The sequence below is a fragment of the Mucilaginibacter sp. genome (assembly GCF_964263795.1).
Classification (GTDB): Bacteria; Bacteroidota; Bacteroidia; order Sphingobacteriales; family Sphingobacteriaceae; genus Mucilaginibacter.
The window spans coordinates 21,279-44,426 of record NZ_CAXVWK010000028.1; the positions used below are offsets into that span (position 1 = coordinate 21,279).

Sequence of the window (23,148 nt, forward strand, 5' to 3'; positions counted from 1 at the left end):
AACTAGCTTACAGCTTCAGCCTTGAGGTGGCGTAAAGTAATCTCTTTAAGATAGGCTATATTGTCAACCGGTGTCTCGGTTAACTTTGCTTCATCATCCCAGTAGCGCATCCTGACAATCAGTTCGGCATCCGGATCTTTTTCAAATTCAGCAGCTTCATCGGCGCTCATTACGCCGCCCTGAAAGTTTAAGGTTGCTCTGCTCGCCGGCGATAGCTTTTCAAAATATTCGGGATACTTATAAGTAAGATATCGTTTAGCAATTACATGGCCGTTAACTAGATTAGCAATCCGTGCCGAGAAACCTTTTGCCAACAAATAATCCGAACCAAGTTTTTCATGATCTATATTGCCCATGCCGTCCATGCTCCCAACTTCGCCACCGGCAGCGCAAAGATGGCCGATATCATGAAAAAAAGCAGCAAGTACTACTTCATCATCGTAACCCTCGGCTTTTGCAAGAGCCGCCGCCTGAGACATGTGTTCTAATTGGGATACCGGCTCGCCTATATAGTCTTCATTGCCATGTTGTTCATAAAGCGCGAAAACTGCTTCGGTGATTTCTTCCGGTGATTGATTTGATAGGGGCATTAGCAATTACTTTTTGCAAATGAAAGGTATGAATGTTATGGTAAAATTAATTTTGTATCATCTAATCTAACAGGTATTAAATTACCTAAAAACTTTGCCTTGTTTAAATATATTTTCTACTTTACAACCGTTCAACAAATGTTAACTACTGATGGAAGATGATGTACTGATACAGATCAGTAACCGTATCAAGGACCGCCGCCGCGAAAAAAATATTACTGTACAGGAACTGGCTTCGCGTGCCAATGTAAGCAAGGGGCTAATATCTCAAATAGAAAACAGCCGTACTATCCCATCGTTAATCGTACTGATAGATATTATAAAGGCGCTGGAAATCGACCTTAATGTATTTTTTAAAGATATACATTCCGGTGCGGGTAAGTTTCCCCTTATCATCCGGCGTAAAAACGAATACTACCATTTTGAAAAGGAACATGCCGAAGGATTTTTATATCAGCGCATATTTACCCAATCCATCAAAAGTTCTACTGTTGATATTGTAATCCTCGAACTTGAGCCTGACGCCTCCCGCCCGCAGGTGGAAACCGAGGCTTATGAATATAAATACATTTTATCGGGAAGCATCCAGTACCAGTTTGGTGACGACAAATACGATCTGGCCCAGGGCGATTCCATGCTGTTTGATGGCCGCATTCCGCACACACCCAAAAATATCGGCACGGAAAAAGCAAGCATGCTGGTGATATACTTTTTCGAAAACCAGGGGTAGGCTTAAAAATAATTTAACTTTAAGTTGGTTTATTATTAATAAACATAGTTTACTATTGCTAAACATTAAATTGTATTGCAATGCCAATTGAACTTGTTGTTTTTGACATGGCCGGTACCACGGTTAAAGATGAGAATAAAGTAACCGGTACCTTTAGCGCAGCTTTAAAAGCTTATGGTTACTCAGTGCCTGATGACGTTATTAACCCCTTAATGGGTTATAAGAAGATTGTTGCGATAACAAAAATGTTGCAGCAATATGAACCTGATGCTTCAAAAATAACCGCAGAACTGATCAATAATATTCATGAAGAGTTTGTAAAGTTAATGATTGGTTATTACCAACAAGCCCCCTTTTTAGAAGCACTGCCAAACGCCGAGGAGACGTTAATAGCTTTACGTGCGGCCGGTGTGAAGGTGGGAATTAACACCGGATTTTCAAAAGATATTGCCGAAACGATAGTTGAACGCCTGAACTGGCGGCAGAAAGGCGTTTTCGATTACCTGATCGGATCTGACGAAGTAGCCGAAGGGCGTCCGGCACCGGATATGATCAAAGTACTTATGGCCCTTGCCGGTGTTAGCGACCCGACAAATGTTGCTAAAGTTGGTGATACCGAAGTGGACGTACGCGAAGGACAGAGTGCAGGTTGCCGTTTCGTAATTGGCGTTACTACAGGGGCTTTCAAAAGAAGTGAACTTGAACCGTACCGGCCTACACACATCATCGATGATATTGCTGAGGTGTTAACTATAATCCGTTAACTTCGTATGCAGCTTACCCACTCATTAAAAGCGCAGGTAGCAAGGCTGCCTTATGCCGCCGTATCTGTATTGGCGGCGATTGCTGCGTTTGGGGCCTACACATCTATGTATGCATTCCGGAAGGCTTTTGCCGCGGGTACTTTCCATGGCGAACAGTACTTACATATCGATTACAAGGTGTGGTTGGTAATAGCGCAAATTGTAGGTTACACCATGAGCAAATTCTATGGAATTCGCTTCATCGCCGAAATAAAAGGCGCAAAACGCGGCCTTACCATTTTGCTGCTTATCGGTATATCATGGCTGGCCCTGCTTGGATTTGCAGTTGTGCCTGCACCATATAATATTGTTTTCCTTTTTATAAATGGTTTCCCGTTGGGTTTAATATGGGGACTTGTATTCGGTTACCTGGAGGGCCGACGCTCTACAGAATTTATGGCTGCGGTTTTGTCTATAAGCCTGATTTTTGGATCAGGGTTTGTAAAAACTGTAGGCCAAACGCTTATCCATACCTATCACATCAGCGAATACAACATGCCATTTCTGACAGGGGCACTATTTGCTATTCCATTGGTAATCTTCGTTTTAATACTTGAGTTGATGCCGCCCCAAACTGAGGAAGACAAGCTACTCCGTGCCGAACGCCTGCCTATGGATGCACAAGAGCGGAAACATTTTATTATCCGGTTTTTACCGGGGATAATTCTTACTATCATTATTTATGTGCTGCTCACAATAATGCGCGATGTACGCGACAATTTTGAAGTAGAGATATGGAACAGTCTCGGTATAAAAGATAAAAGCATTTATACCCGCATCGATACCCGGATATCCATCATCGTGTTGGTAGCCATGAGCCTGCTAATCTTAATTCGCAAAAACTTACGTGCATTTAGCGTAATTCACATTTTTATCATTGGCGGCTGTGTGCTTGTTGGCGTATCTACCCTTATGTTTTCTCTTAAAATGATAGGCCCGGTTAGCTGGATGACAATGGCTGGGCTAGGGCTATATCTGGGCTACGTGCCTTACAACGCGATATTTTTTGAACGCATGATCGCTACTTTTCATTATAAAAGCAATGTAGGCTTTATTATGTACGTTGCCGACTCTATGGGTTACCTGGGCAGTGTAAGTATCCTTTTGATAAAGGAATTTGCCCGGCCAAATATTAGCTGGGGCGCTTTTTTTAAAGAAGGGGTGATGATCGTAGCCATTGTTGGCGGCATTTGCGGCGTTTTATCTTTAATTTATTTCCTGCAGTCGGCCCGCCGTAATACCGCTAAAGCCACCGGGGCCGATTTCAAATTTTCAACCGTATGAGCAAACCATCTGCTATAGTAATAGGTGCCGGCATTGTTGGGCTGGCAACAGCCCGCGCACTTGCCGTAAGAGGCTACCAGGTAACTGTTTTTGAACGTAACGAGAGAGCGGTGGGTGCATCCATCCGTAACTTTGGGATGGTATGGCCTATCGGTCAGCCAATCGGCCCACTTTTCGAGCGTGCCATGCTGTCGCGCAGTATCTGGAAACAAACCTGCGAAGAGGCGGGAATCTGGCATGACGAGGTAGGATCGTTACATTTGGCCTACCATGATGATGAACTGGAAGTGATGGAACAATACGCCGGCATCAACCAATCGGTTCGTGACTGCGCTTTACTCAATCCGCAACAAGCACTACAAAAATCACCCGGCGTAAATGCTGAAGGCCTGAAAGGTGCCCTTTGGAGCGGTACTGAAATGATAGTGGAAGCACGCGCGGCAATTGGTGCTGTAGCAAACTACCTGGCAGAGAAACATCAAGTTGATTTTTACTGGAACACAGCTATAAGCCGCGTAGGTACATCGATGGTTGCATCAGGCAGCAAAACCTGGCATGCAGATGAGATATTTATTTGCAGTGGCGTTGAGTTTGAAACGCTGTATCCGGAGTTGTTCGCATCGTTCGGTATCACCAAATGTAAACTACAAATGATGCGCCTTGCGGCCCAACCTAACGGTGAACGTATTGGCCCTGCTTTATGCGGTAGTTTAAGTATGATTCATTACCCGGGTTTCCAGGCAGCACCGGCGCTGGCCAACCTGCGTAAGCGCTATGAATCAGATTATGCCGAATATTTAAAATGGGGTATCCATGTAATGGCCGCGCAAAACCATACGGGGGAGATTACCGTTGGCGATTCGCACGAGTACGGGTTGGTACATGATCCTTTCGATAAAGAATTTATCAATTTTATGATCCTAAAATACCTTAAAACCTTTACGCAATTTAAGGATACACAGGTAATTCAAACCTGGAACGGCATCTATGCAAAAATGACCGGTGGCCAAACCGAACTGGTTGTTGAGGCCGAACCCGGCGTAACCATTATAAACGGCTTGGGCGGCAACGGCATGACCCTGTCTTTCGGTTTATGCGAGCAAATAATAGCAGCAAGATTGTAGTCTTGCTGCTGTTATCTATTTCTTCACTTCGGGAACTATCCAGCGGTTTATAGTATTGTACTTGCCTTCTATTACCACTTTGTAAAAAGTCGAGGGCATATCTTTTACAGATACAAGTGCATGTTCTGCGTTTGCCGGATATTCACCCAACAGCTTATAATCATCCGGATTGCCATCTTTAAAATTATTCACCGCCGACACCCAGATCTTAACCTTCTCATCCGTACTCAAAGCTTTCCAGCTTACATCAATATTGCCCTGAATGAGGTTAGCCTTCAGTTCTGCAACGGAAACCGGACCGGTAAGTACGGTACCATCTATCTCTCGTTTATATTTTACCGGGATGTCGATATTTAAAAACTGTGCTATCGACGGCATGATATCAACAATGCCCGGATAGTAATATTTGGCGTAATTATTAAGGCCTTTAGCATTGGTAACCATCCAGGTAGAGCGCTGCCTGGCAGATTGGCCGCCATGACCTTTGCCCGTACGTTCGTCGCGGCCATGATCGGTAGTGATAAATATCAGCCAGTCCTCTTTAAAGTTTTTCTGACGATATTGGATGGCGTCCCAGATACGGCCAACTTGCTTATCCATCATTTCTATAGCCGTGTAGTATTGAGGGCTGTCGCCATAACGGTGGCCCATATCATCTGTGTATTCCAGGTAAACCCATGATAGATCCGGGGCGCTTTGTTTAATCGTGGCGGATGCTTCATCAATCACCTTTTCATCAATGCGGTGCATGTAGGCACTTTCTTTATCATGCTTAAAGTTTACGGTATCCAGTTCGTAACCGTCTGCATGCAAATCAACTTTCAGGTTATTAGTTGCAGCCAATCCGTCGCCTACCAGCTTAATACGGTTATCCAGCCAGCTCGAAAACACCGCTATCTTCTTATCCGGATACTGGTCTTTAAACAACCGGAAAATAGTTGGGTAATGGTAATTAGGTGCCTTAATGTCGTTATCGGCAACGTTGTGTTTATTAAACCATGTACCTGTTAACAAGCTATTGTAGCCTACAGCTGATATGGTTGGCGTTTGGCTGTATCCGTCTTTTTCGCCGCCTACATGCGCCCGCAGGTACTTACCCTGGCCGGCAATTAAATTTAAATTTGGCGTAGCCACCTTTTCAATCACATCGGCAGGGATGCCGTCCGCAATAATAAATAAGGCCTTTTTCACCCTTTGCTGCGCGTTACCTGCAAACGCCTGTAACATTATCAAGATAAATAATTTATATACTTTACGATTCAATTGCATAGTTATTTTTTTAGGCGAAACTAAATATCATAAGGGTAATAGAGGTTAAATAGATGTTAATTTTGGCGGCAGTGACGATTAATAACTTTAGATCGTTTGTCATGTGCTTTACAACCATCAGTCGCTTGAAAGAATTGCCGTAAGCAGGGGGACTTTATCAAAGAGACAACTAATATATATTAAGTATTGCCACTGTAGCCAGTATTATATTAGTGTATTGAAGTATGTTTTTTATGAACAATACATTGTTAATGATACAGATAAAATAATAATATTTGCGTTGAATGAAGAAGCTAATCCTGATTGCGCTATTGTTTTTCTGCACGGCACGTGTATTTGCCGATTCGCGCAGCCTGGATAGCTTAAAAACCTTGTTACAGGTCACCACCAACGATTCGCTAAAAGCAGGAATTTACAAACAAATCGCTGCCGAATATTTGCAATACGACACCATTAAACATGTGGGCGTGAAACGCTTTTACCAGTCGCAGGCATTAAACTATACCATGCTGGCCCTGCATAATTACAGTTATTACCTGGATACCCTGGGCGTGCGTACCTGTTTTGACTATCTATCAAAAGTTTACCTTTCGCAAGAAAAATACAGCCAGGCCAAATGGTTTCTGCTGCAATCAAACAAGATCTCTCGAGATAGAAAGGATATCCCCGGAATAATTACGTCACTGATTAAGCTCTCTACAGTAAAGATGAGTAATGAGGAATACGAACTGGCCATGCGTGATCTTAACGAGGCACAGCAGTTATCTACGGTAAACAAACTGCCGCATTTTGAAGTCCTGGTGCAGCAAAATTTTGCTTATCTGTATAATAGGATGGGAGAAGAGGAAAAGGGAAGCCTGGCTTTAGATAAGGCCAACAAGCTTAGCGGCCTGCTCAAATCCGACGAGAAAGCGATGGCCCTTGCCTTGCAAAAAGCCCCCGATTTTGTGGTGTTAAATAAGAAATCTACAAAGCCCAGAAAACCTTTAAAGACAACTGTTAAAAAAAGAGCAAAGCTTAAAACGACTAAGCCTTAGTAGCAATGCGTATAATATAGTCGCGTAACTATTGCCATTGTTTAGGAGAGCTATTCTCGCTTTTCATCTAGCCATTGCTCGGCCAGGTTAATATCCGTAAAAAATTGCGTGGTGATTTCTCCGACTGCAACATCCATACTTTTTTTGGCAGATAACTGACTAAAAACGCTTCCCGAGAAGATCCAGGCGAGATACACCACACCGTCTTCTTCAATCATTGGGAAAAATTCGGTACCTACCCAATCTGATGCTTCGGACCAGGTGCCCAAAACCTGCCGGTTATCATTAAGTATTCTGTTAACCTTATTTGTTTTGATGATTTCCAGCATTTTGATACATCCTTTTTGCACGGAATCAAAATCCTGAAAGCCCGTCCAGTTTACGTCTAAACGCTGCTTCTTTTTATTGAAGGCAATGGTAATATGCCTGTCTTTATAAAATTGAGCGCTGTTTTTAAATGCGCTGTCCTGATTGTGCTGGCTAATAGTTAAACGGAAATAAAATATCGATCCTTCGCCCGGTGTGCTTTCTATCCAGAAACTTCCGCCGTGCCGTTTCAAGATCTCTGATGAGATGAACAAGCCGAGGCCAAGCCCCTCAAAACGCATGGCCGTATTATCTACGCGGTAATAACGGTCAAATAATTTATCCAGGCTTTGTTGCTCTATCCCAATGCCAAAATCTTGCACCGATGTGATAAGGCTATCCTGCTCCAGGTGGCTGTTTACTATTACTTTATCAGCGTTTGGTGAATATTTTACGGCGTTGCTCAAAAAGTTATTCAATACCTGCTCCAGCCTGAATTGGTCGCCTTCATAAACAATGTCTACGGCCGATTCCAGTATGATCTTATGCGTTTGTGTGGTATGCTGCACACTCTCAACAGTGGCCTGCAATAATTCCTTAAAATGGAAGGATTGCATGTTATAGTTCATCTTACCGGCATTGATCTTGGTAACATCCAGCAGATCGCTTATCAATTTTTCTAAGCGGGTAATGTGATCTGCCGATTTTACCATAAAGCCTTTGATCTTTTCAGGATCGGCCATGCGCTGCATGATCTGGTTAAAGGCTTTGATACTGGTTAGCGGGGTACGCAGCTCATGGCTGGCTATCGACAGAAACTCGTCGCGTTTTTGTTCGTTTTGTTTTTGGATCTCGATATTGGTATTAGTTCCCAACCACAGGGTGATCTCACCGTTCTCTATTAGCGGCCGTGCCCGAGCGAGGTGCCAGCGGTAAATGCCATCGGCAAATCTAAGCCTGAATTCAACTATGTATTCTTCGCCGCTGTTTAATGAGGCGATCCATTTTTCGAGCGCGATAGGCAAGTCTTCCGGGTGAATGAAGTTTTGCCAGCCCTGACCAACAATTTCACTGCCCTCGTACCCAAAATCATCAGATACTACCATGTTAACATAATCCAGCGAGCCGTCCGGCTTAGCCGACCATACTTGTTGGGGTATGGTATTTAACCTAAAACGGAAGTTTTGCTCACTATCAGCCAATTCGGCAATTACCTTGACCAGGTCTGCCTGGGTTTCCTTAAGTTCCTCATTGGTAGCTGCCATCTCTTCGTTAATAGCGGCAAGCTCTTCGTTGGTCGATGCAAGTTCTTCATTGGTGGCTGCCATCTCCTCGTTAATCACAACCAGTTCCATTTCACTTTTTTGCAAAGCCTCTGTGCGCTTTGCAACACGTTCTTCCAGGTCATTATTTAACTCCTGCAATATGCCGCGGGTTTCCTGCAGTTCGTCATTAATAGCAATTAGCTCTTCGTTTGTGGCGGCTAACTCTTCGTTCAAAGCCAATTCTTTTTGTAAAGCAGCATCCTGCTCACGGGCAAAAGCGTTGTTTAATATAATCGAGGCATAGTTGGCTACGGTTAACAGGAATTCGCTATAGGCATCATCCATTTTTTTAAGTGGCGATAAGCCAAGTATTATATGGCCGCTTATAGCGGCCTCGCCTTTATTTAAAGGCACTACAAAGGCCTGTGTACAAGGGTCGCCGGCAGCACTTAACGGTGCGCTCGCCATATATTGACCGGGATTTTCTATCAAGATGGCGTTATGGGTATCAAACGGCCACTTATGGTCTTGTTTGGTAATGCCATCGCCCTGCGGATAAATTTCGTAAAAAGGGATATCGGCCTTTGCGCCGTCCAACACCTCTTTAATATCTTTTAGCGCGCTATACACTACCAGCGCACGGTACTGCAGTAATTGAAAATGTTGCAGCACAGCGGTACGCCTGCTGTTAATAACCCGGTAAGTAGTTTCGATAACCGCGTTGAAAACGCCACCGATGGTGCCATCGGGACTTATAATGGGCGACAGGCTATAGTCGAAGTAACACTCCTCTGTATAACCAAAACGGTTCATGAGCAGCAATGTATCCGGGTAACGTAACGAGTCGCCTTTGTCTTTAACAACAGCGAATTGATCGCGCAAACCATCCCATATTTCAGACCAGGCTACTTCGCCGGGGCGTCCGAGCGCCCAGGGGTGCTTAGTACCTAAAATAGGGCTGTAAGCATCATTGTAGATAATGGAAAAATCTTCGCCCCAGTAAACAGCGATCGGGAAACCCGAGTTAATACAAATACTCACCGCCGAACGCAAAGTTTCGGGCCAGGTGCTTAAATGCCCAACCGTTGTGTTTTCCCAGTTGTGTTCGCGTATCAGCTTGCCGCAATCGCCGCCGCCTTTTAAGTATAAAGGAATAGTTTTCACCTATCAAGAATGTTTGGCTGCAAGAATAAACAAAATTGAAAGCAAATTTAATGATGCAGTGCAATGTTTATCACATTAAGTTCTAATTACCTCTGCTGAATTAATTCCTGTTAATCGATAGTTAGTTTTTTCCGTTTAGATTAAATAGAGTAAGGTGGGTAAACTACTGCATGTTGGAAATTAAACTGAATTTTTCGATATTCTGCCGTTAAAAATTATAGATAAGCTAAATTTGCCCGATGATCGAGCTGAATGAATATGAATGCGAAATGCTGGATGCGGTGCTGGAAGCCTTTGGTATCCCCGACAGTTTAACGCGGCAACAACTCATGGAGCTTTTTGACCAGGACGAGGCCACCGCCTTTGCACTGGTGCAGATACTTACCCGGGAAGGGTTCATTGCCGTAACCGGCAAGCATGGCGATTATGATTTGCCCGAAAAACTGGTGCTTAAGCCTAAAGGTGAAAAGTTTTTGAAAGCTGGTGGCTTTGTAATGCGGCATAAATTGGAGCAGGAGAAACCCGTTGAGGTTAACGGCACCTTATCTAAACTGCAGCAGCAGAATATGAAGCTGCAAAATGAAAAATTAAGCCACCAAACGCAAGTTTTCAACCTGCAAAAAAACATTGACCGCATGAAGATGATGCAATACGTTTGGTGGGCGCTTATTTTGGTTGCCCTGATCATTGGCTACTACATTGGCCACTCTGCCGGCGTTAAGGCCACTCACAAATAAACTGAGATATTTAATAGCTGATACAAGCCTAATCATTAATTCTTAGCAGGCACACCGGTGTTTAAATCTACGGGTTCCGGATAGCCTTTACCTTGCAGGGCGGCAATTGCAACTACAGCCTCTTTTTGACCTTTGACACGCGATGTTATTTTCCCTTGTTTAGACCGCTGCTGCTTACTGGCCGGCACACCATCTTTGGATGGTGCCAGATTATCGGTTGCAATTGAATTGCCCCGTGCGTCGCGGTTCATCTCGTCAAGCGCGGTATCCAGTTCTGTTTTTTCCTGTTGGGTTAGTTTATCATAATTAACATTGTAGGCATCAAGTATCTGTTTGGCAGTTTCTATCGTATTAGTGCCACGTTCATAAACATCACGGTAAATATGCAGGCTGCCGTTTTGCGCTACTATTGTTTCGTACCTAAGATCCACAGGTACCGGGGTAGGCAATTTTATAGACTGCGTTTTGCCTTTACTTTTAAATGCTTTTACGCTTTCTGCTGTAACGTTTGAGCCACCAAGTTGGGCAACCGTGGCAGTAAAGTCCTGCACCTGGCTATTAGTTAAGCCCACGCAACCGTGCGATGCGAAATTACCGATCTTGGTAAGCGGCTTGCCGCCATGTATAAGCGAGGGCATACCAATAGGTATTTTGATCACACCGAGCGGGTTATCCTCATTACTGCCCGAAACTTTTTTGCCCGGCTGGAATTTACCCTTTACCCACGGCTCATCTGGCGGTGTCCAGCTGGGGTTGAAAATAAGGGTGTCAGCACGGCGCATACCTGTCGGCAGCGGAAATTCCGGGTAGCCTATTCCTACTTTATAGCTTTTAAGTAAGTGCCCGTTTTGAAATACGTCCATCCTGAAGGCCGGGGCATTCACTACAATACGGGTATCAGTCGGTACAAAATTAGGTTTGGTAGGCGCAAGGCCATCCAGCCCCTGGCTGTAACGCTCGCTAACTAATTGCTGTAACTGCTGTGCTTTATCATCTCCAATGATGGCTACAATTTGCTGGTTGTAACGCTGAACTGCCGATCGGGTGGATACCGTGTCGGCTATGCCATCTTCACTTAAATCGGCAACAGATGTATGTGCGGCAGCTTTTAATTTTGCAATCTGCTCGGTAGTTAAACCCAATTTGGATTTAAGCACTGCAGTAAAATCCTTTTCGTAGAAAAGAGCGTCGAGCGCGGGTAGTGTTAACGATGTTTGATTGGCCGAATGCACCGGCACTTTTGCTGTTGTATCGACCTTTTTTTGTGTGTCTTTCTGTGTCTCTTTTTGCTTAGGTCCATCACAGCCCGTCATCAGGGTGAGGCCCATTAACCCGGTAGCTATGAGCACCAGAGAGTTGTTTTTGAATAGGGTGATTACTGGCTTGGTTTTGGTCATACCTAATCAACACGGCGGGCCGGTATTTGTTTATCTGTATTAATTGCAGCAGCCAATTCCAATGGGCAATATCGCCGCTTTAAATAGTTACTTCTCGACCCGAAGAATCAACTAACCATTACCATGTATCACATCTTTAGGGGCCAACAGAGCCGGTTTTTATCTCGCCATTTTTTTTAAAATGCGCCATAATAAGCCCTCCTGGTGTAACTGTGCTTTCAGCAAGTTTAAAAGCTGCGGGAACGGCGCTTTTAGCAAACAACTTTTTGCCTTTACCAAGAAGCACAGGGTGGATGTTAAGCCACAATTCATCAACCAGATCATTCGCCAGTAACAGTTGCACAATTTCGCTGCTGCCCCAAATCTTGATATCGCTGCCTTCAGACGCTTTAAGCTCCCGTATGTCATCGATGCCAGTCAGAAATACAGTGTTTTGCCAGTTCGACTCTTTCCGGGAACGGGATAAAACATACTTGGTTACATTGTTAATACCCGGCCAATAATCGGCATGTTGTGGCCAGTAGTTTTCCCAAATGTCAAAAGTTTTCCTACCTAAAATAAGGTCGGCCGGTTCCAGCTGTTTTTGCATTACCTGGCCGGCAATCTCGTCGCTGTAAGGTGCTGTCCAGCCGCCATATTTAAAATCTCCTGATTGGTCCTCTTCCGGCCCACCGGGTGCCTGCATTACCCCATCTAAAGTAATAAATGATAAAACGATAATCTTTCTCATGACAATTCTAATTTATGATCATTTCACAACCGGTTAAGTCAGGTTGTTTATTTGATATAAAGTTCGGGAATGCTAATGGTAAGAATGCTGGTAAAAAGCGCTAAATGCAGGGGGGCAAAGCGACATGTTAAAAACAAGAAAGCCTCACAAAGTGAGGCTTTCTTGTTTTTGCGGAGAGCTAGGGATTCGAACCCCAGGACCTGTTACAGTCAACAGTTTTCAAGACTGCCGCAATCGACCACTCTGCCAGCTCTCCGGGGACAAAAGTACAAATCCGGGGCGAATTGGCAAATTCGATGTTAACTTTTTTTTAATTAATTGTAACTGTTTGGTTGTCATTACCTTATTGCCCGTTTTGGCTGATTTTGCGGGAACGGAAGGTGTTGAAGCGCGGTTTTGCTATGCGGATAGTGCGCTTGGAAAGGTCGACACTGGCGTTTAATTCAAAGCCGATGAGCAATATAAGTGAGTTCAAATACAAATAGATCATTACAACAATGAGCGTACCGATAGACCCGTAAACCTTGTTATACGATGCAAAGTTATTGGTGTAATACGTAAACCCTATCGATGTGCAAATAGCCAGGAACGTTGCCAGCACTGATCCGGGATTGATAAGTTTCCATTTGCGTTTGTTTGAGGGGCCGTAGCGGTATAAGATGGCGATGGTTATAAAGAAAATGATCAGGATGACAAGCCACTGCGAAAGGGATATCAGGTATAGCCAAAAGTGTGATTCGCTATCCAGCTTTGATTTAATGAACCCTATAACCGACTGCCCTGCAATCATGATGATGATAGCAATGAGAAGGGTAAAACTAATTACTACTGTTAGCGATAAGGCTATAAGCCGTCGTTTTAGCCAGCTCCGCGTCTCTAATATCAATGATGATTTGTTAAAGGCCTGCATCAGGTTACTTACGCCGTTGGTGGCAAAGTAAAGCGCCGTTATAAAACCAAAGGATAGTAATTTGCCGTTTTGAATTTTTACGATGCCCTTTATAGTCGTTTCGAACGCCAGGTACGCCTCTGTCGGCATGATAAGGGCGAGCAGACTGAGCAACGAATCCTGGAAATGATTTATAGGGATGTAAGCGATGAGCGTAAATAAAAAGATGACCGCAGGGAACACAGCCAGCATAAAGTTGTAGGCCAGAGCTGCTGCCCGGTTAGTTAACGACGTTTTCTGAATCTCTTCGATAAAAAAGATCACTACTGTGTAAAGGGGTAACGGACGAAAACCGGGAATGTATACCGTTTTAGCCCAGTCTGTTATGAACTGGTAAAATTTAAAACGGATAAGGATACGGTGCGCCCATTTCATTACCGCAAATTACTCAAAAAAAGGCTTTAGTTTGTCAAGAAAATCCTGTGGGGGCAGGCAGGGCCTGCCGGTGTTCATATTGATAAAGGCCAGCAACGTTTCGCCCACGTGGATCAACTCCTGCTTTTCGTTATAGAGCTCATATTTGAAGTGAATCTTAACGCCTGGCATTTTAGCCATCGAAACGTTTACGGCGATCTCTTCATCGTAACGGGCGGGTTTTAAATATTTGCTGTGCAATTCTAACACCGGCATCATCACACCAGATGCTTCCATAGCACTGTAACTAAGCCCCAGGCTGCGAAGCATCTCTACCCGACCAACCTCAAAAAATTCAGCGTAATTGCCGTAATACATGTAGCCCATTTGATCGGTTTCGCCGTAACGGACACGGATCCTGGTAGCGTGGGTAAACATTAACGTTTAATATTACGTTCGTTAAGTGCCTGCTGCCATTTCCGGGCGTTTACTTTATGCTCAGCCTCATTGGTAGCGAAGTTGTGGTAGCCTGAAAAATCTTCTTTAGCGCACATGTAAATGTAATCGGTCTTCTTAGGGTCCAGGACTGCTTTAATAGCATTTACAGATGGCATCATTACCGGGCCGGGAGGCAGCCCTTTGTATAAATAGGTATTATATGGCGAATCTTTTACAAGGTATTTATTAAGCACCCGTTTTATAGTAAAGTCATTCATGGCAAAGATAACGGTAGGGTCGCTTTGTAGCTTCATGCCTTTTTGGAGCCGGTTAAGATATAGCCCTGCAATAGCCGGCATTTCATCATCATGCGAAGCTTCGGCATCAACAATAGATGCCAGTACAGAGACCTGTTGTTGGTTCAAATTTAATTCTGCTGCCTTTTGTTTACGCTCAGGCGTCCAAAACTTTTCGTAATTGGCGTACATGCGTCTAAAAAATTTCTCGGGCGTGGTATTCCAGTAAAACTGGTATGAATTAGGAATAAATACTGTGTAAATGTTATCTTTTGTGAAACCGTACTGCTCAGCAAACTTTGCAGAATCAAGCAGCTTTAGTATCGACGCTGAATCGGGTTCCAGTTTTTTGGCCACAAACCCTGCAAACTGCTCCTTTAATCGCAGGTTGTGAAACGCAATGGTAACAGGCTCCTGCGTGCCCGATTTAAGCATGTTAATTAAGCTGCGGTTGCTCATGCCCGATCTTAGCTTAAACTTACCCGGTTTTACATGGGTAATATATTTCATGTTGTGCGCGGCCCACATAAAAGTGGTGGTATCTTTCACCATGCCTTGTTCGCGGATGGTTTTGTAAACCTCGTCAAAGTTGGCATCGGTGTGTATGTATAAATATTCCTGCTTGTCAGTAACATTTGGTCCAAACAGTCGCAAATAATAAAATATGCCTGTTCCGGCCAGCGCTATTACGACTAAGATAACCAGCGCAATAATAAATTTCTTAAATACTCCTGATGACGATTTTTCGGTTGTCATATATAAATGGGGAAGATGTTTTACTTTTTGATTTTTTGCAGCGCTTTTAAGCCTCCGGTTAGGTTTAAAACATTTTGGAATCCGTTTTCGGTTAAAATAACCTGCGCCGTTTGGCTCCGGATACCGGCACTGCAAATAACGATTATCTCGTCTGTTTTGTTGTAGGTTAAGCTGTTTATGTTGTGCGGTATTTGTCCTACCGGTGTATTTTGCCCGCCTATGTTAAAGCTATGATACTCTATCAATTCGCGTACGTCCAGTAAGTTTAGGTGTTCGTTGGCATCTAAACGTTGTTGTAATACTGCTGCATCAATTTGGCGCATTGGCATCTTTACTTTGCGAGACTGTTAAATTAATACGCGTACCGATACTGGTCTTACTGGTACTATCGCTTTTCATCGGTGATTGCGAAACTACCACTACGTTAGTACTGTCAGTAATACTGCCTTCGTAGGTAATGGTACCTACGGTTAAACCGGCACCTTTTATAGAGAACTTCGCTGCATCCAGGTCAAGGTTGAGCAATTCAGGAATGTCTACTTCACTTGCGCCTTCGCCGTTACCCAGTACCAGATCAAGTCGTGACCCTTTAGGTAACTTTGTTCCCGGCCTTATCACCTGCCCGTTAAAGCGTACCTCAAGCACGCGGTCGCGGGCAATATCACTGCGATAGGTGGTGTCACCAATTTTCAATCCATAGTTGGACAGGGTGGCAACTGCCTCGCGGTAGATGCTTTGTTCGGTTATCAGATCGGGAAGCGCAACGTTGGGCGCCAGTTGGGTCACCATGGTCAGATAAATGGTACGGCCTTCTTTAACGTTTGTACCGGCATCCGGGTCTTGCTCCACAACAGTGCCGGGGGCTTCATCGGGTACGTAAACACTATCGATTTTTACATTAAAGCCCTGGTCTTTAAGTGCAGCCATGGCCCTGTCAATGTTAAGCCCTTTAAGTTTTGGAACGGGGATGCCCGATCCGTGGCGTGTATAATAACCAAGGCTGAAAAAGGCTATTAACACCACTCCAATAACGGTGGCTATAACCAAAAGGATGGTGTTTCTGAATTGCCTTGTTTTTAAATAAGCGCCAAAATTACTCATGCGGAAAATCAAAAATTACAACCAAACATAGGGAATAATTTCGGATTTCGGCTTTTCGATTTGGCATTTACTGTGCAACCTGCCTACCCGGGACCTGAATAAAGCGTGAGGCATTTAGTTGAATGACGCACGGAATTCAAGCGGCGAAAATTCTGTTTTAGTTTTAAATAATTTACTAAATGATTGCGGGTGCTCAAAACCCAATTCGTAAGCGATCTGGCTTACAGATAATGTTGTTGTAGAGAGCTTTTCTTTAGCCCGCTCTATTAAATAATTATGGATGTGCTGCTGCGTGCTTTGGCCGGTTAAGGTTTTAAGCATGCCGCTCAGATAACCTGGTGATATATTGAGCTGGCCGGCAATATCGCTCACGGCAGGTATGCCTTTCGTGGCAAGCTCATCGCTGTTAAAATAATCGTTTAGGATAGCCTCCAGTCGGTCGAGTACCTGGTGGTTGGCAATTTTGCGGGTGATAAATTGCCGTTGATAAAAACGCTCGGAGTAGGTGAGCAGTAATTCCAACTGGGCGATGATGATGTTCTCACTAAATTTATCAATATTAGAATAATACTCCTGCTCAATATTTTTGATGATGCCGTTGATAATCGTTTCCTCTTTATCAGACACAAAGAGGGCTTCGTTTATGGCATAATCAAAATATTCATAGCGTTTAATAGCCTTAGCAAGCGGCGTGTTCCATAAAAAGTCGGGATGGAATAGCAACATCCACCCCGACTGTTTTATTTGCGTTAACTTGCTTACTTCTAATTTTAGCAACTGCCCCGGTGCCATGAAAAACATAGTGCCTTCATCAAAATCATATTTCTGCTGGCCGTACTTCATCTTCACATTAAAATTTCTTTTTAATGCTATCGAATAAAAATCTTTGATCATGCTGATCTCGCCGGCCGGCAGTTCGGTCACCATATCTAAATTGATCACGCTGATCAAAGGGTGCTCGGGCCTGGGCAGATTTCTTAGCTGATGAAATTCGCTTATCGTTTTTATACGCAACGGTTGCTGGTTAGCCATGATACAATATACTTAATTTTGATGATAAACTGCGGCAAATTCTTTTGCAAAGTCGGTTATTTTAACTTTGCCCATTTCAGCAGGTTTATTGCGGTTGTAATCTTCAGCTAACAGGCCGTTGTATAGGCTGTCATACATTTCAACCAGGCCTGCGGCAATACGTTTATTCATGCCAATTGAAATCATGTTATTAAGTACTTCTTCGCTGCTGATCAGCACCCATTTTAAATCGGGCTTGCCAATGGCAGCGCCTAAAATACGGGCTGTTTCATTACCGGTTACTTCTTCGCTTGCTACATAACGCACTTTGCGGCCGTTATAAGCTGCCTCTACCTCTTCAAAAATAGCCTGGGCAATATCATTTGGCGATACCCAGGGAATGATGCTATCCGCCCCGTAGTTCTGTGCAATAACGCCCGTAGCTTTAATAGCGTAGATGTAAGGTAGTAAGTTGTAATAAAAAGATGTTGGGCGCATGTGCACAATGTTTACTTCTTCCGGAAGCTCATTTAATATTTGTTCTACATCATGTGCGCCGATTAAAATGCCCGATCCTTTTTCTAAGTGTGCGCCAATAGTACTCAGATTAATAACACGCTTAACGCCGGCATTGGCAATTGCCTTTGCATAGCTATGTCCGATAGTGTGGTAGTGTGCCAGCAGATCAAGGTCCTGGTCAAAATAATTGGCCGGCGGCACCATGGTGTAAACGGCATCGGCACCTTTAAAGGTTTCTGTTAAAAAATCGGAGTCTTCCAACGCGCCAATTGCTGCCGTTGCGCCGAGTGCTTCAATTTCAGTTTGCTTTTCGGCTTTGCTGCTGATCACAACAACATCGTGGCCGCTTTCTACTAATTTTTGGGTAAGTGCTTTGCTAATGTGCCCCAACGAACCTGTTACAATGATTTTCATATGGTTATATTTTTGATATCACAAAGGTGCATTGATGCCGTTGCGCACACGTAACCGAATCTGCTGATGTTGTAGCCGAATATCAGGTATGCAGTTTTTGAATAATAGATTTCAGCTTAAGAATTTAATCATTCATAAAAAGAACAGTAAAAGCTTGGACAAGTTGATAGTTGTTATGACGATGGCTGAAGCTTTAAGCAAAAGGATAAATTCCGATCCTCATCTCCCTAAGATCAAAAAAAACTATCTTTGAAAACTATGAAACCTATGAATATAGCCCTTTTAGCAGGCGGCTTTACCGGCGAATACGAAGTATCTATCAACAGCGCAAAAAACATTGCCCAAAATTTAGATGCTGATAAATATAAAGTTTACACCATACTCATTAACCGGGATAGCTGGGTATATGAAGGAGGCGGCGAAAGCGTAATGGTTGATAAAAATGACTTCAGCATAACTGTAGCCGGGGAAAGGGTAAAGTTTGATTTTGCATTTATTACCGTGCACGGTACGCCCGGCGAAGATGGTAAGCTGCAAGGTTACCTCGACCTGATGGGCATCCCGTACAATACCTGCGATGCTACAACATCAGCCATAACAATGAACAAGGCTTATACCAAAGCGCTTGTACATGGCATCCATGGGTTAAACACTGCAAAATCTATTCAGTTACATCAAAAAGATGGTCACGATACAGCAACCATCGCATCGGCGTTAAAATTTCCATTATTTATAAAGCCAAACAATGGCGGAAGCAGTGTAGGCATGAGCAAGGTGTATAACGTTGCCGGTTTACAGGAAGCCATTGACAGGGCTTTTCATGAAGATCCGCAGATATTGATAGAGGAGTTCATTAAAGGCCGGGAATTTAGTATTGGCATTGCCCGCCTTAACGGTAAGATCACGGTGTTGCCTGCAACAGAAATTTTGACTACCAAAGATTTTTTTGACTACGAAGCAAAATATACCACAGGTGTTACCAATGAAGTAACCCCAGCGGACCTGCCCGAAGAAAAAAACCATCAGATTGCAGAGATAGTGACACACGTTTACCTGCGCCTTAATTGCCGCGGCATGGTTCGGGTTGATTTTATTTTATTGGAAGATACGCAGGAGTTTTATTTTATCGAGATAAATACCACGCCCGGCCAATCGGCTAACAGCCTGATCCCACAACAAGTAAGGGCCATGGGTATGAGCGTAACGGATTTTTACGGCCAGATAATAGAAGGGACCAAATAGGGATGTAACTCGTCTTTGATCAGCCCGTTAATTTTACTGCTCAATAAAAAAGCTATGTCCCCCGCTTCAAAATGATATTTAATGGCTGATAACCGTACCGGTAAAACATTATTCACAAAAAGTAACCTTGGCAATGCCATTTTTTTCGCGGCGATATTGGCCATTTTGTTTGTGCCTGCTGTAAAGTCGTCATTATTGCGTGGGTTAATGGCCGTAGGTTTTTTTCAGCCTAAAATTGAGGAACAAGTTAGAGCCGTCGCCGTGCCGGATATCACGCTAAAAGATGCAGCCGGAAAAGAGCTCAGCCTGGCATCCTTAAAAGGTAAAGTAGTATTCCTAAACTTTTGGGCTACCTGGTGCGGCCCATGCCTAACGGAACTGCCTTCCATCAACGCGTTACATACCCGCTTAAACACCAACCCTGCGATTATATTTATTACTGTTGATGTAGATAACAATTTAGCTATGTCAACTCCGTTTATGAAAAAACGGGGTTTCCTGCTGCCTGTCTACGGAACAGATGAGGCGTTTCCTGCTGATATACTTAGCGGCACCATCCCCACAACTATCGTGATAGATAAAAGCGGACAAATGATTTTTCATCATGCCGGCATCGCCGATTATAGCGGGCAAAAGTTTGAAAAATACTTGCTTAATTTGGCTGCGGAATAGTAAGTATGATACACAATATGCTGCCTTACCATATACAACATCTTGAATTTAACCCCCCGGAACACTTAAAAGACATAATCAAATGCTTTTGGTATGATAAGCGGGAATTCTGCGAGTACCCGGCACTTTTTGAAGTAGTACCTGATGGTTATACCGAAATCATCTTTCATTTTGGCGGCGGTTGCAAAATAGATCTGCCAGACGGTTTGCAGGAATTGGCATCACCATTTATCATGGGTTTGTTGAAAAAACCAGCCCGTTTTTATATGCAAAATAAATTGGAGATCATTGCGATAAGGTGCTTTCCGTGGGCTGTTTTTAATTTGCTCGCCCTACCGTGTAACAAAGGTGTGATGAGCGTAGCAGATCATCAGGTTGTGGCCCTTCAGGATACCCTAACCGGTCTGATCAAAGCAGGCAGAGTAGCAAATGCCATAGAACAGGTGTCGCAATATTTTACTAATGCATATTCGCAAACCACCATAAACAAACTGTTAAGCAGGGCCGGTACAGCCATGATAAAAGCTAAAGGGGATATATCAGTAAATCAGGTGGCATCGGCGGCATTCACAACAACCCGTACTTTAGAACGGAATTTTAAACAAGCTTCAGGCAATACAGTAAAAGATGTGGCAGGCCTTATGCGATTTGAAGAGGCAAGGAACAGGCTGTTGCTTTTTCCGGATACCAATCTTTCCAGCCTGGCTCATGAACTTGGCTATTCAGATCAATCTCACTTAAGCAGGGAATTTAAAAGATACAGTGGTACCACCCCGACTGCATTTGCACGCGACAATAAAAAGCAATACAAGCTTTAGCAAAATTTGTCGCGTTTATACAAGCCTAAACTACCAGTATAGCTGACTTTTGTATCGGGTTAATTTATCATACAACATTATGCTGCTAAATCAAAAGATAGCCGTTATAGGGGCCGGCCCGGTAGGGCTTACCGTTGCCAATTTGCTGCAGAAAAAGGGGATAGATGTAACGGTTTATGAAAGAGATAAGGATGCAAAGGAAAGGATTTGGGGTGGCACGCTCGATCTGCATGAACATTCGGGGCAAAAGGCGCTGAAAGCAGCCGGGTTATTGGACAGCTATTTTGAAAAGGGAAAACCCATGGGTCGGAAGATTGTCAATGAACTTGGAGAGCTTTTGCAGGTAATACCACCTGATTATAGCAGCCCCGAGATCAACAGGAACCAGCTGAGGACAATTTTACTTCATAATCTGGCAATTGATACGGTGATATGGGATATTAAACTAACCGGGCTGGAAGTGCACAACCAAAAGTGGGTGTTAAGTTTTGATAATCAGCCGGACGCTACTGCCGATGTAGTGATTGTAGCTAATGGCGGACGATCAAAGGTTAGCCACTATGTTACGGATGCCAAAGTGCAGGACACCGGTACTTTTATCTTGCAGGGCGAAGTTATAGACCCCGAAATAAATTGCCCCGATTTTCACAGGCTATGCGATAACAAATTACTGATGAGCGCATACGGCGGTAATTTATTAGGGGCACACCCCGATAATAATGGCCAGCTTACCTACAATGTAATCTTTGAACAGACTGAAGAATGGGAGGAGCAAGAGATAGACCTGCACAATAATGATAAAGTAATTGCTTATCTAACTGATAGGTTTGCCGGCTGGGCAAATTGTTATAAGCAATTATTCCTTGCAACAACTACTTTTTGGGGCCTGCCTACTAAAAAGCTGCCCTTAGCGCACGCATGGAAAAACAATCGCCCGCTGCCGGTAACACTTATAGGAGATGCGGCGCATTTAATGCCACCATTTGCCGGGCAGGGTGTAAATACCGGCTTACTGGATGCACTTGTCCTTTCAGATAATTTAACCGGCGGAGACTTTGATACCGTAGAAAACGCCATTAGCGATTATGAGCAAAAAATGATGATTTATGCCGGTGCAGCACAACTCGAAACTGATAAAAATGAGAAAGCGTTACGGCAGCCCGGCTATTCATTTGCTAACAGGTTTAAATCTTAATTGCATCCACGCAATCTTTATCAGCTAAAATAAAATCGGCATAGTGGCTGCCAGTTGGGTAAACTATTGCTGCAAAAAATTGTCTATATTTATATAACCATTATAACCTAACCTTACTGATATCATTACCGGCTTATGCTGGGATCCGTTGGCAGCGCCTCTTAGCATTTTAAAACAAATTGTTATGAAAATGATAGGCGATTTTGAAAAATGGGGCGACAGGCATCACCCTAAGTTACTGGATATGTTACGCATATTTTTAGGCGGGTTTCTATTACTTAAAGGCTATTTGTTTTTCCAGAATATGCCTTTTCTGCGCGACCTGATCCTTGAAGCAAAAACCGTCGAGCTTTCGCCCGACGCGATAACCGCAATATTATATTACGTTACTTATGCCCACATGGTAGGAGGGGTGTTGATATTTTTAGGCCTTGCGACGCGGCTGGCAGCGTTTGTTCAGTTACCCATTGTTTTTGGCGCGTTGTTCTTCATCAATATATTTAAAAGTCCGGTCAATTCGGAGTTATGGCTGTCTGTTGTTGTGCTCATTTTGCTGTTACTATTTGTAGTAATTGGTTCAGGGCCAATCTCTTTAAACAATTTTTTAACGGAAGATGAAAAGAAAATGCCGCTCGATGATATTTTAAATAAAAATAAAAACCGTCAAATTAATAGTTAAAACGTTGTTTTGGTGATGTTGTTAACAAAAGTGGAGATTGCCTGTTAATAAATTGACAGTGAGTTTTTTACAATTGGATTAATTTTTGAACGCTTAGCGATGTTACGAGTTAAAATAGCGAGCATCTAATAAGTTTCAAAAATAACAACAGCATGAATACTACTAAAAACACTACGCGCAAGTTAAACAATGCACTTACCCAAAAGGTAATCGATCTTCATCAGAAAGGTTACACTAACGATTTTTTGCCTACAAATGATCACAAGCT

General features: G+C 43.5%; 23 protein-coding genes and 1 tRNA gene. 11 read left to right on the forward strand and 13 right to left on the reverse strand.

What is annotated here, in order from left to right:
• Positions 1 to 2: 2 nt before the first annotated feature.
• Positions 3 to 590: an HD domain-containing protein gene (locus ACE5CV_RS05550; RefSeq protein WP_374949173.1), complete on the reverse strand. Its 588-nt coding sequence runs from the start codon at positions 588 to 590 to the stop codon at positions 3 to 5.
• A gap of 151 nt (positions 591 to 741) precedes the next feature.
• Between ACE5CV_RS05550 and ACE5CV_RS05555 the strand changes: the two genes are divergently transcribed.
• From ACE5CV_RS05555 to ACE5CV_RS05570, 4 genes are all read left to right on the forward strand, one after another.
• Positions 742 to 1,320 carry a helix-turn-helix domain-containing protein gene (locus tag ACE5CV_RS05555; protein WP_374949174.1) on the forward strand — a complete coding sequence of 193 codons (579 nt, stop codon included), beginning with the start codon at positions 742 to 744 and terminating at the stop codon, positions 1,318 to 1,320.
• Positions 1,321 to 1,400: 80 nt separating this feature from the next.
• On the forward strand, positions 1,401 to 2,084 hold the full coding sequence (locus ACE5CV_RS05560; RefSeq protein WP_374949175.1) for an HAD hydrolase-like protein: 684 nt from the start codon (positions 1,401 to 1,403) through the stop codon (positions 2,082 to 2,084).
• A gap of 6 nt (positions 2,085 to 2,090) precedes the next feature.
• Positions 2,091 to 3,407, forward strand: coding sequence for a DUF5690 family protein (locus ACE5CV_RS05565; protein WP_374949176.1), 1,317 nt, complete (start codon positions 2,091 to 2,093; stop codon positions 3,405 to 3,407).
• Positions 3,404 to 4,531 (forward strand): TIGR03364 family FAD-dependent oxidoreductase, encoded by a 1,128-nt coding sequence (locus ACE5CV_RS05570; RefSeq protein WP_374949177.1) that lies wholly within the window; start codon positions 3,404 to 3,406, stop codon positions 4,529 to 4,531. The genes ACE5CV_RS05565 and ACE5CV_RS05570 overlap by 4 nt, the downstream gene beginning before the upstream one ends.
• 15 nt (positions 4,532 to 4,546) lie before the next feature.
• On the opposite strand, the gene ACE5CV_RS05575 is transcribed toward ACE5CV_RS05570, so the two are convergent.
• Positions 4,547 to 5,758 (reverse strand): alkaline phosphatase family protein, encoded by a 1,212-nt coding sequence (locus tag ACE5CV_RS05575; protein ID WP_374949178.1) that lies wholly within the window; start codon positions 5,756 to 5,758, stop codon positions 4,547 to 4,549.
• Positions 5,759 to 6,084: 326 nt separating this feature from the next.
• On the opposite strand from ACE5CV_RS05575, the gene ACE5CV_RS05580 reads away from it, so the two are divergent.
• Positions 6,085 to 6,837 (forward strand): hypothetical protein, encoded by a 753-nt coding sequence (locus tag ACE5CV_RS05580; RefSeq protein ID WP_374949179.1) that lies wholly within the window; start codon positions 6,085 to 6,087, stop codon positions 6,835 to 6,837.
• Positions 6,838 to 6,887: 50 nt separating this feature from the next.
• Here ACE5CV_RS05580 and ACE5CV_RS05585 read toward each other — a convergent pair whose 3' ends face one another.
• Positions 6,888 to 9,572, reverse strand: coding sequence for an ATP-binding protein (locus ACE5CV_RS05585; protein WP_374949180.1), 2,685 nt, complete (start codon positions 9,570 to 9,572; stop codon positions 6,888 to 6,890).
• A 239-nt stretch (positions 9,573 to 9,811) separates the two neighbouring features.
• Between ACE5CV_RS05585 and ACE5CV_RS05590 the strand changes: the two genes are divergently transcribed.
• Positions 9,812 to 10,309 (forward strand): hypothetical protein, encoded by a 498-nt coding sequence (locus tag ACE5CV_RS05590; RefSeq protein WP_374949181.1) that lies wholly within the window; start codon positions 9,812 to 9,814, stop codon positions 10,307 to 10,309.
• Between the two features lie 35 nt (positions 10,310 to 10,344).
• Here ACE5CV_RS05590 and ACE5CV_RS05595 read toward each other — a convergent pair whose 3' ends face one another.
• The 10 genes from ACE5CV_RS05595 to ACE5CV_RS05640 form a co-directional block, all read right to left on the reverse strand.
• Positions 10,345 to 11,706 carry a L,D-transpeptidase gene (locus ACE5CV_RS05595; RefSeq protein ID WP_374949182.1) on the reverse strand — a complete coding sequence of 454 codons (1,362 nt, stop codon included), beginning with the start codon at positions 11,704 to 11,706 and terminating at the stop codon, positions 10,345 to 10,347.
• Positions 11,707 to 11,842: 136 nt separating this feature from the next.
• Positions 11,843 to 12,436, reverse strand: coding sequence for a dihydrofolate reductase family protein (locus ACE5CV_RS05600; protein WP_374949183.1), 594 nt, complete (start codon positions 12,434 to 12,436; stop codon positions 11,843 to 11,845).
• 171 nt (positions 12,437 to 12,607) lie between these two features.
• Positions 12,608 to 12,692, reverse strand: a tRNA-Ser gene (locus tag ACE5CV_RS05605).
• A gap of 87 nt (positions 12,693 to 12,779) precedes the next feature.
• Positions 12,780 to 13,760, reverse strand: a complete 981-nt coding sequence (locus ACE5CV_RS05610) for a YihY/virulence factor BrkB family protein (RefSeq protein ID WP_374949184.1) — start codon at positions 13,758 to 13,760, stop codon at positions 12,780 to 12,782.
• Between the two features lie 9 nt (positions 13,761 to 13,769).
• Complete coding sequence (locus ACE5CV_RS05615; RefSeq protein ID WP_374949185.1) at positions 13,770 to 14,177, reverse strand: acyl-CoA thioesterase; 408 nt, start codon at positions 14,175 to 14,177, stop codon at positions 13,770 to 13,772.
• Positions 14,177 to 15,229 carry an endolytic transglycosylase MltG gene (gene mltG / locus ACE5CV_RS05620; protein ID WP_374949186.1) on the reverse strand — a complete coding sequence of 351 codons (1,053 nt, stop codon included), beginning with the start codon at positions 15,227 to 15,229 and terminating at the stop codon, positions 14,177 to 14,179. The genes ACE5CV_RS05615 and mltG overlap by 1 nt, the downstream gene beginning before the upstream one ends.
• A gap of 20 nt (positions 15,230 to 15,249) precedes the next feature.
• A complete protein-coding gene (locus ACE5CV_RS05625; RefSeq protein WP_374949187.1) occupies positions 15,250 to 15,552 on the reverse strand; it encodes a rhodanese-like domain-containing protein in 303 nt (100 codons plus the stop codon).
• On the reverse strand, positions 15,539 to 16,330 hold the full coding sequence (locus ACE5CV_RS05630; RefSeq protein ID WP_374949188.1) for a PASTA domain-containing protein: 792 nt from the start codon (positions 16,328 to 16,330) through the stop codon (positions 15,539 to 15,541). Before ACE5CV_RS05630 ends, ACE5CV_RS05625 begins: the two co-directional genes overlap by 14 nt.
• A 114-nt stretch (positions 16,331 to 16,444) precedes the next feature.
• A complete protein-coding gene (locus tag ACE5CV_RS05635; protein WP_374949189.1) occupies positions 16,445 to 17,362 on the reverse strand; it encodes a helix-turn-helix domain-containing protein in 918 nt (305 codons plus the stop codon).
• A gap of 12 nt (positions 17,363 to 17,374) precedes the next feature.
• Positions 17,375 to 18,274 carry an NmrA family NAD(P)-binding protein gene (locus ACE5CV_RS05640; protein WP_374949190.1) on the reverse strand — a complete coding sequence of 300 codons (900 nt, stop codon included), beginning with the start codon at positions 18,272 to 18,274 and terminating at the stop codon, positions 17,375 to 17,377.
• 258 nt (positions 18,275 to 18,532) lie between these two features.
• Here ACE5CV_RS05640 and ACE5CV_RS05645 point away from each other — a divergent pair, with 258 nt between their 5' ends.
• The 5 genes from ACE5CV_RS05645 to ACE5CV_RS05665 all read left to right on the forward strand — a co-directional run bounded on the left by ACE5CV_RS05645 (position 18,533) and on the right by ACE5CV_RS05665 (position 22,880).
• Positions 18,533 to 19,516: a D-alanine--D-alanine ligase gene (locus tag ACE5CV_RS05645; protein ID WP_374949191.1), complete on the forward strand. Its 984-nt coding sequence runs from the start codon at positions 18,533 to 18,535 to the stop codon at positions 19,514 to 19,516.
• Positions 19,517 to 19,597: 81 nt separating this feature from the next.
• Positions 19,598 to 20,188 (forward strand): TlpA family protein disulfide reductase, encoded by a 591-nt coding sequence (locus tag ACE5CV_RS05650; RefSeq protein ID WP_374949192.1) that lies wholly within the window; start codon positions 19,598 to 19,600, stop codon positions 20,186 to 20,188.
• Between the two features lie 5 nt (positions 20,189 to 20,193).
• Positions 20,194 to 21,006 (forward strand): helix-turn-helix domain-containing protein, encoded by an 813-nt coding sequence (locus ACE5CV_RS05655; protein WP_374949193.1) that lies wholly within the window; start codon positions 20,194 to 20,196, stop codon positions 21,004 to 21,006.
• Positions 21,007 to 21,085: 79 nt separating this feature from the next.
• Positions 21,086 to 22,201 carry an FAD-dependent oxidoreductase gene (locus ACE5CV_RS05660; RefSeq protein WP_374949194.1) on the forward strand — a complete coding sequence of 372 codons (1,116 nt, stop codon included), beginning with the start codon at positions 21,086 to 21,088 and terminating at the stop codon, positions 22,199 to 22,201.
• A 184-nt stretch (positions 22,202 to 22,385) separates the two neighbouring features.
• On the forward strand, positions 22,386 to 22,880 hold the full coding sequence (locus ACE5CV_RS05665; protein WP_374949195.1) for a DoxX family protein: 495 nt from the start codon (positions 22,386 to 22,388) through the stop codon (positions 22,878 to 22,880).
• The last annotated feature ends 268 nt before the right edge of the window (positions 22,881 to 23,148 follow it).

Bases quoted from the DNA above. Each gene is read 5' to 3' on its own strand.
- ACE5CV_RS05595 (WP_374949182.1), bottom strand. From the start codon at position 11,706: ATGACCAAAACCAAGCCAGTAATCACCCTATTCAAAAACAACTCTCTG.
- ACE5CV_RS05625 (WP_374949187.1), bottom strand. From the start codon at position 15,552: ATGCGCCAAATTGATGCAGCAGTATTACAACAACGTTTAGATGCCAAC.
- ACE5CV_RS05645 (WP_374949191.1), top strand. From the start codon at position 18,533: ATGAAACCTATGAATATAGCCCTTTTAGCAGGCGGCTTTACCGGCGAA.
- ACE5CV_RS05660 (WP_374949194.1), top strand. From the start codon at position 21,086: ATGCTGCTAAATCAAAAGATAGCCGTTATAGGGGCCGGCCCGGTAGGG.
- ACE5CV_RS05655 (WP_374949193.1), top strand. From the start codon at position 20,194: ATGATACACAATATGCTGCCTTACCATATACAACATCTTGAATTTAAC.
- ACE5CV_RS05615 (WP_374949185.1), bottom strand. From the start codon at position 14,177: ATGTTTACCCACGCTACCAGGATCCGTGTCCGTTACGGCGAAACCGAT.
- ACE5CV_RS05550 (WP_374949173.1), bottom strand. From the start codon at position 590: ATGCCCCTATCAAATCAATCACCGGAAGAAATCACCGAAGCAGTTTTC.
- ACE5CV_RS05665 (WP_374949195.1), top strand. From the start codon at position 22,386: ATGAAAATGATAGGCGATTTTGAAAAATGGGGCGACAGGCATCACCCT.
- ACE5CV_RS05635 (WP_374949189.1), bottom strand. From the start codon at position 17,362: ATGGCTAACCAGCAACCGTTGCGTATAAAAACGATAAGCGAATTTCAT.
- ACE5CV_RS05570 (WP_374949177.1), top strand. From the start codon at position 3,404: ATGAGCAAACCATCTGCTATAGTAATAGGTGCCGGCATTGTTGGGCTG.
- ACE5CV_RS05580 (WP_374949179.1), top strand. From the start codon at position 6,085: ATGAAGAAGCTAATCCTGATTGCGCTATTGTTTTTCTGCACGGCACGT.
- mltG (WP_374949186.1), bottom strand. From the start codon at position 15,229: ATGACAACCGAAAAATCGTCATCAGGAGTATTTAAGAAATTTATTATT.
- ACE5CV_RS05575 (WP_374949178.1), bottom strand. From the start codon at position 5,758: ATGTTACAGGCGTTTGCAGGTAACGCGCAGCAAAGGGTGAAAAAGGCC.
- ACE5CV_RS05640 (WP_374949190.1), bottom strand. From the start codon at position 18,274: ATGAAAATCATTGTAACAGGTTCGTTGGGGCACATTAGCAAAGCACTT.
- ACE5CV_RS05560 (WP_374949175.1), top strand. From the start codon at position 1,401: ATGCCAATTGAACTTGTTGTTTTTGACATGGCCGGTACCACGGTTAAA.
- ACE5CV_RS05650 (WP_374949192.1), top strand. From the start codon at position 19,598: ATGGCTGATAACCGTACCGGTAAAACATTATTCACAAAAAGTAACCTT.
- ACE5CV_RS05610 (WP_374949184.1), bottom strand. From the start codon at position 13,760: ATGAAATGGGCGCACCGTATCCTTATCCGTTTTAAATTTTACCAGTTC.
- ACE5CV_RS05630 (WP_374949188.1), bottom strand. From the start codon at position 16,330: ATGAGTAATTTTGGCGCTTATTTAAAAACAAGGCAATTCAGAAACACC.
- ACE5CV_RS05590 (WP_374949181.1), top strand. From the start codon at position 9,812: ATGATCGAGCTGAATGAATATGAATGCGAAATGCTGGATGCGGTGCTG.
- ACE5CV_RS05600 (WP_374949183.1), bottom strand. From the start codon at position 12,436: ATGAGAAAGATTATCGTTTTATCATTTATTACTTTAGATGGGGTAATG.
- ACE5CV_RS05555 (WP_374949174.1), top strand. From the start codon at position 742: ATGGAAGATGATGTACTGATACAGATCAGTAACCGTATCAAGGACCGC.
- ACE5CV_RS05565 (WP_374949176.1), top strand. From the start codon at position 2,091: ATGCAGCTTACCCACTCATTAAAAGCGCAGGTAGCAAGGCTGCCTTAT.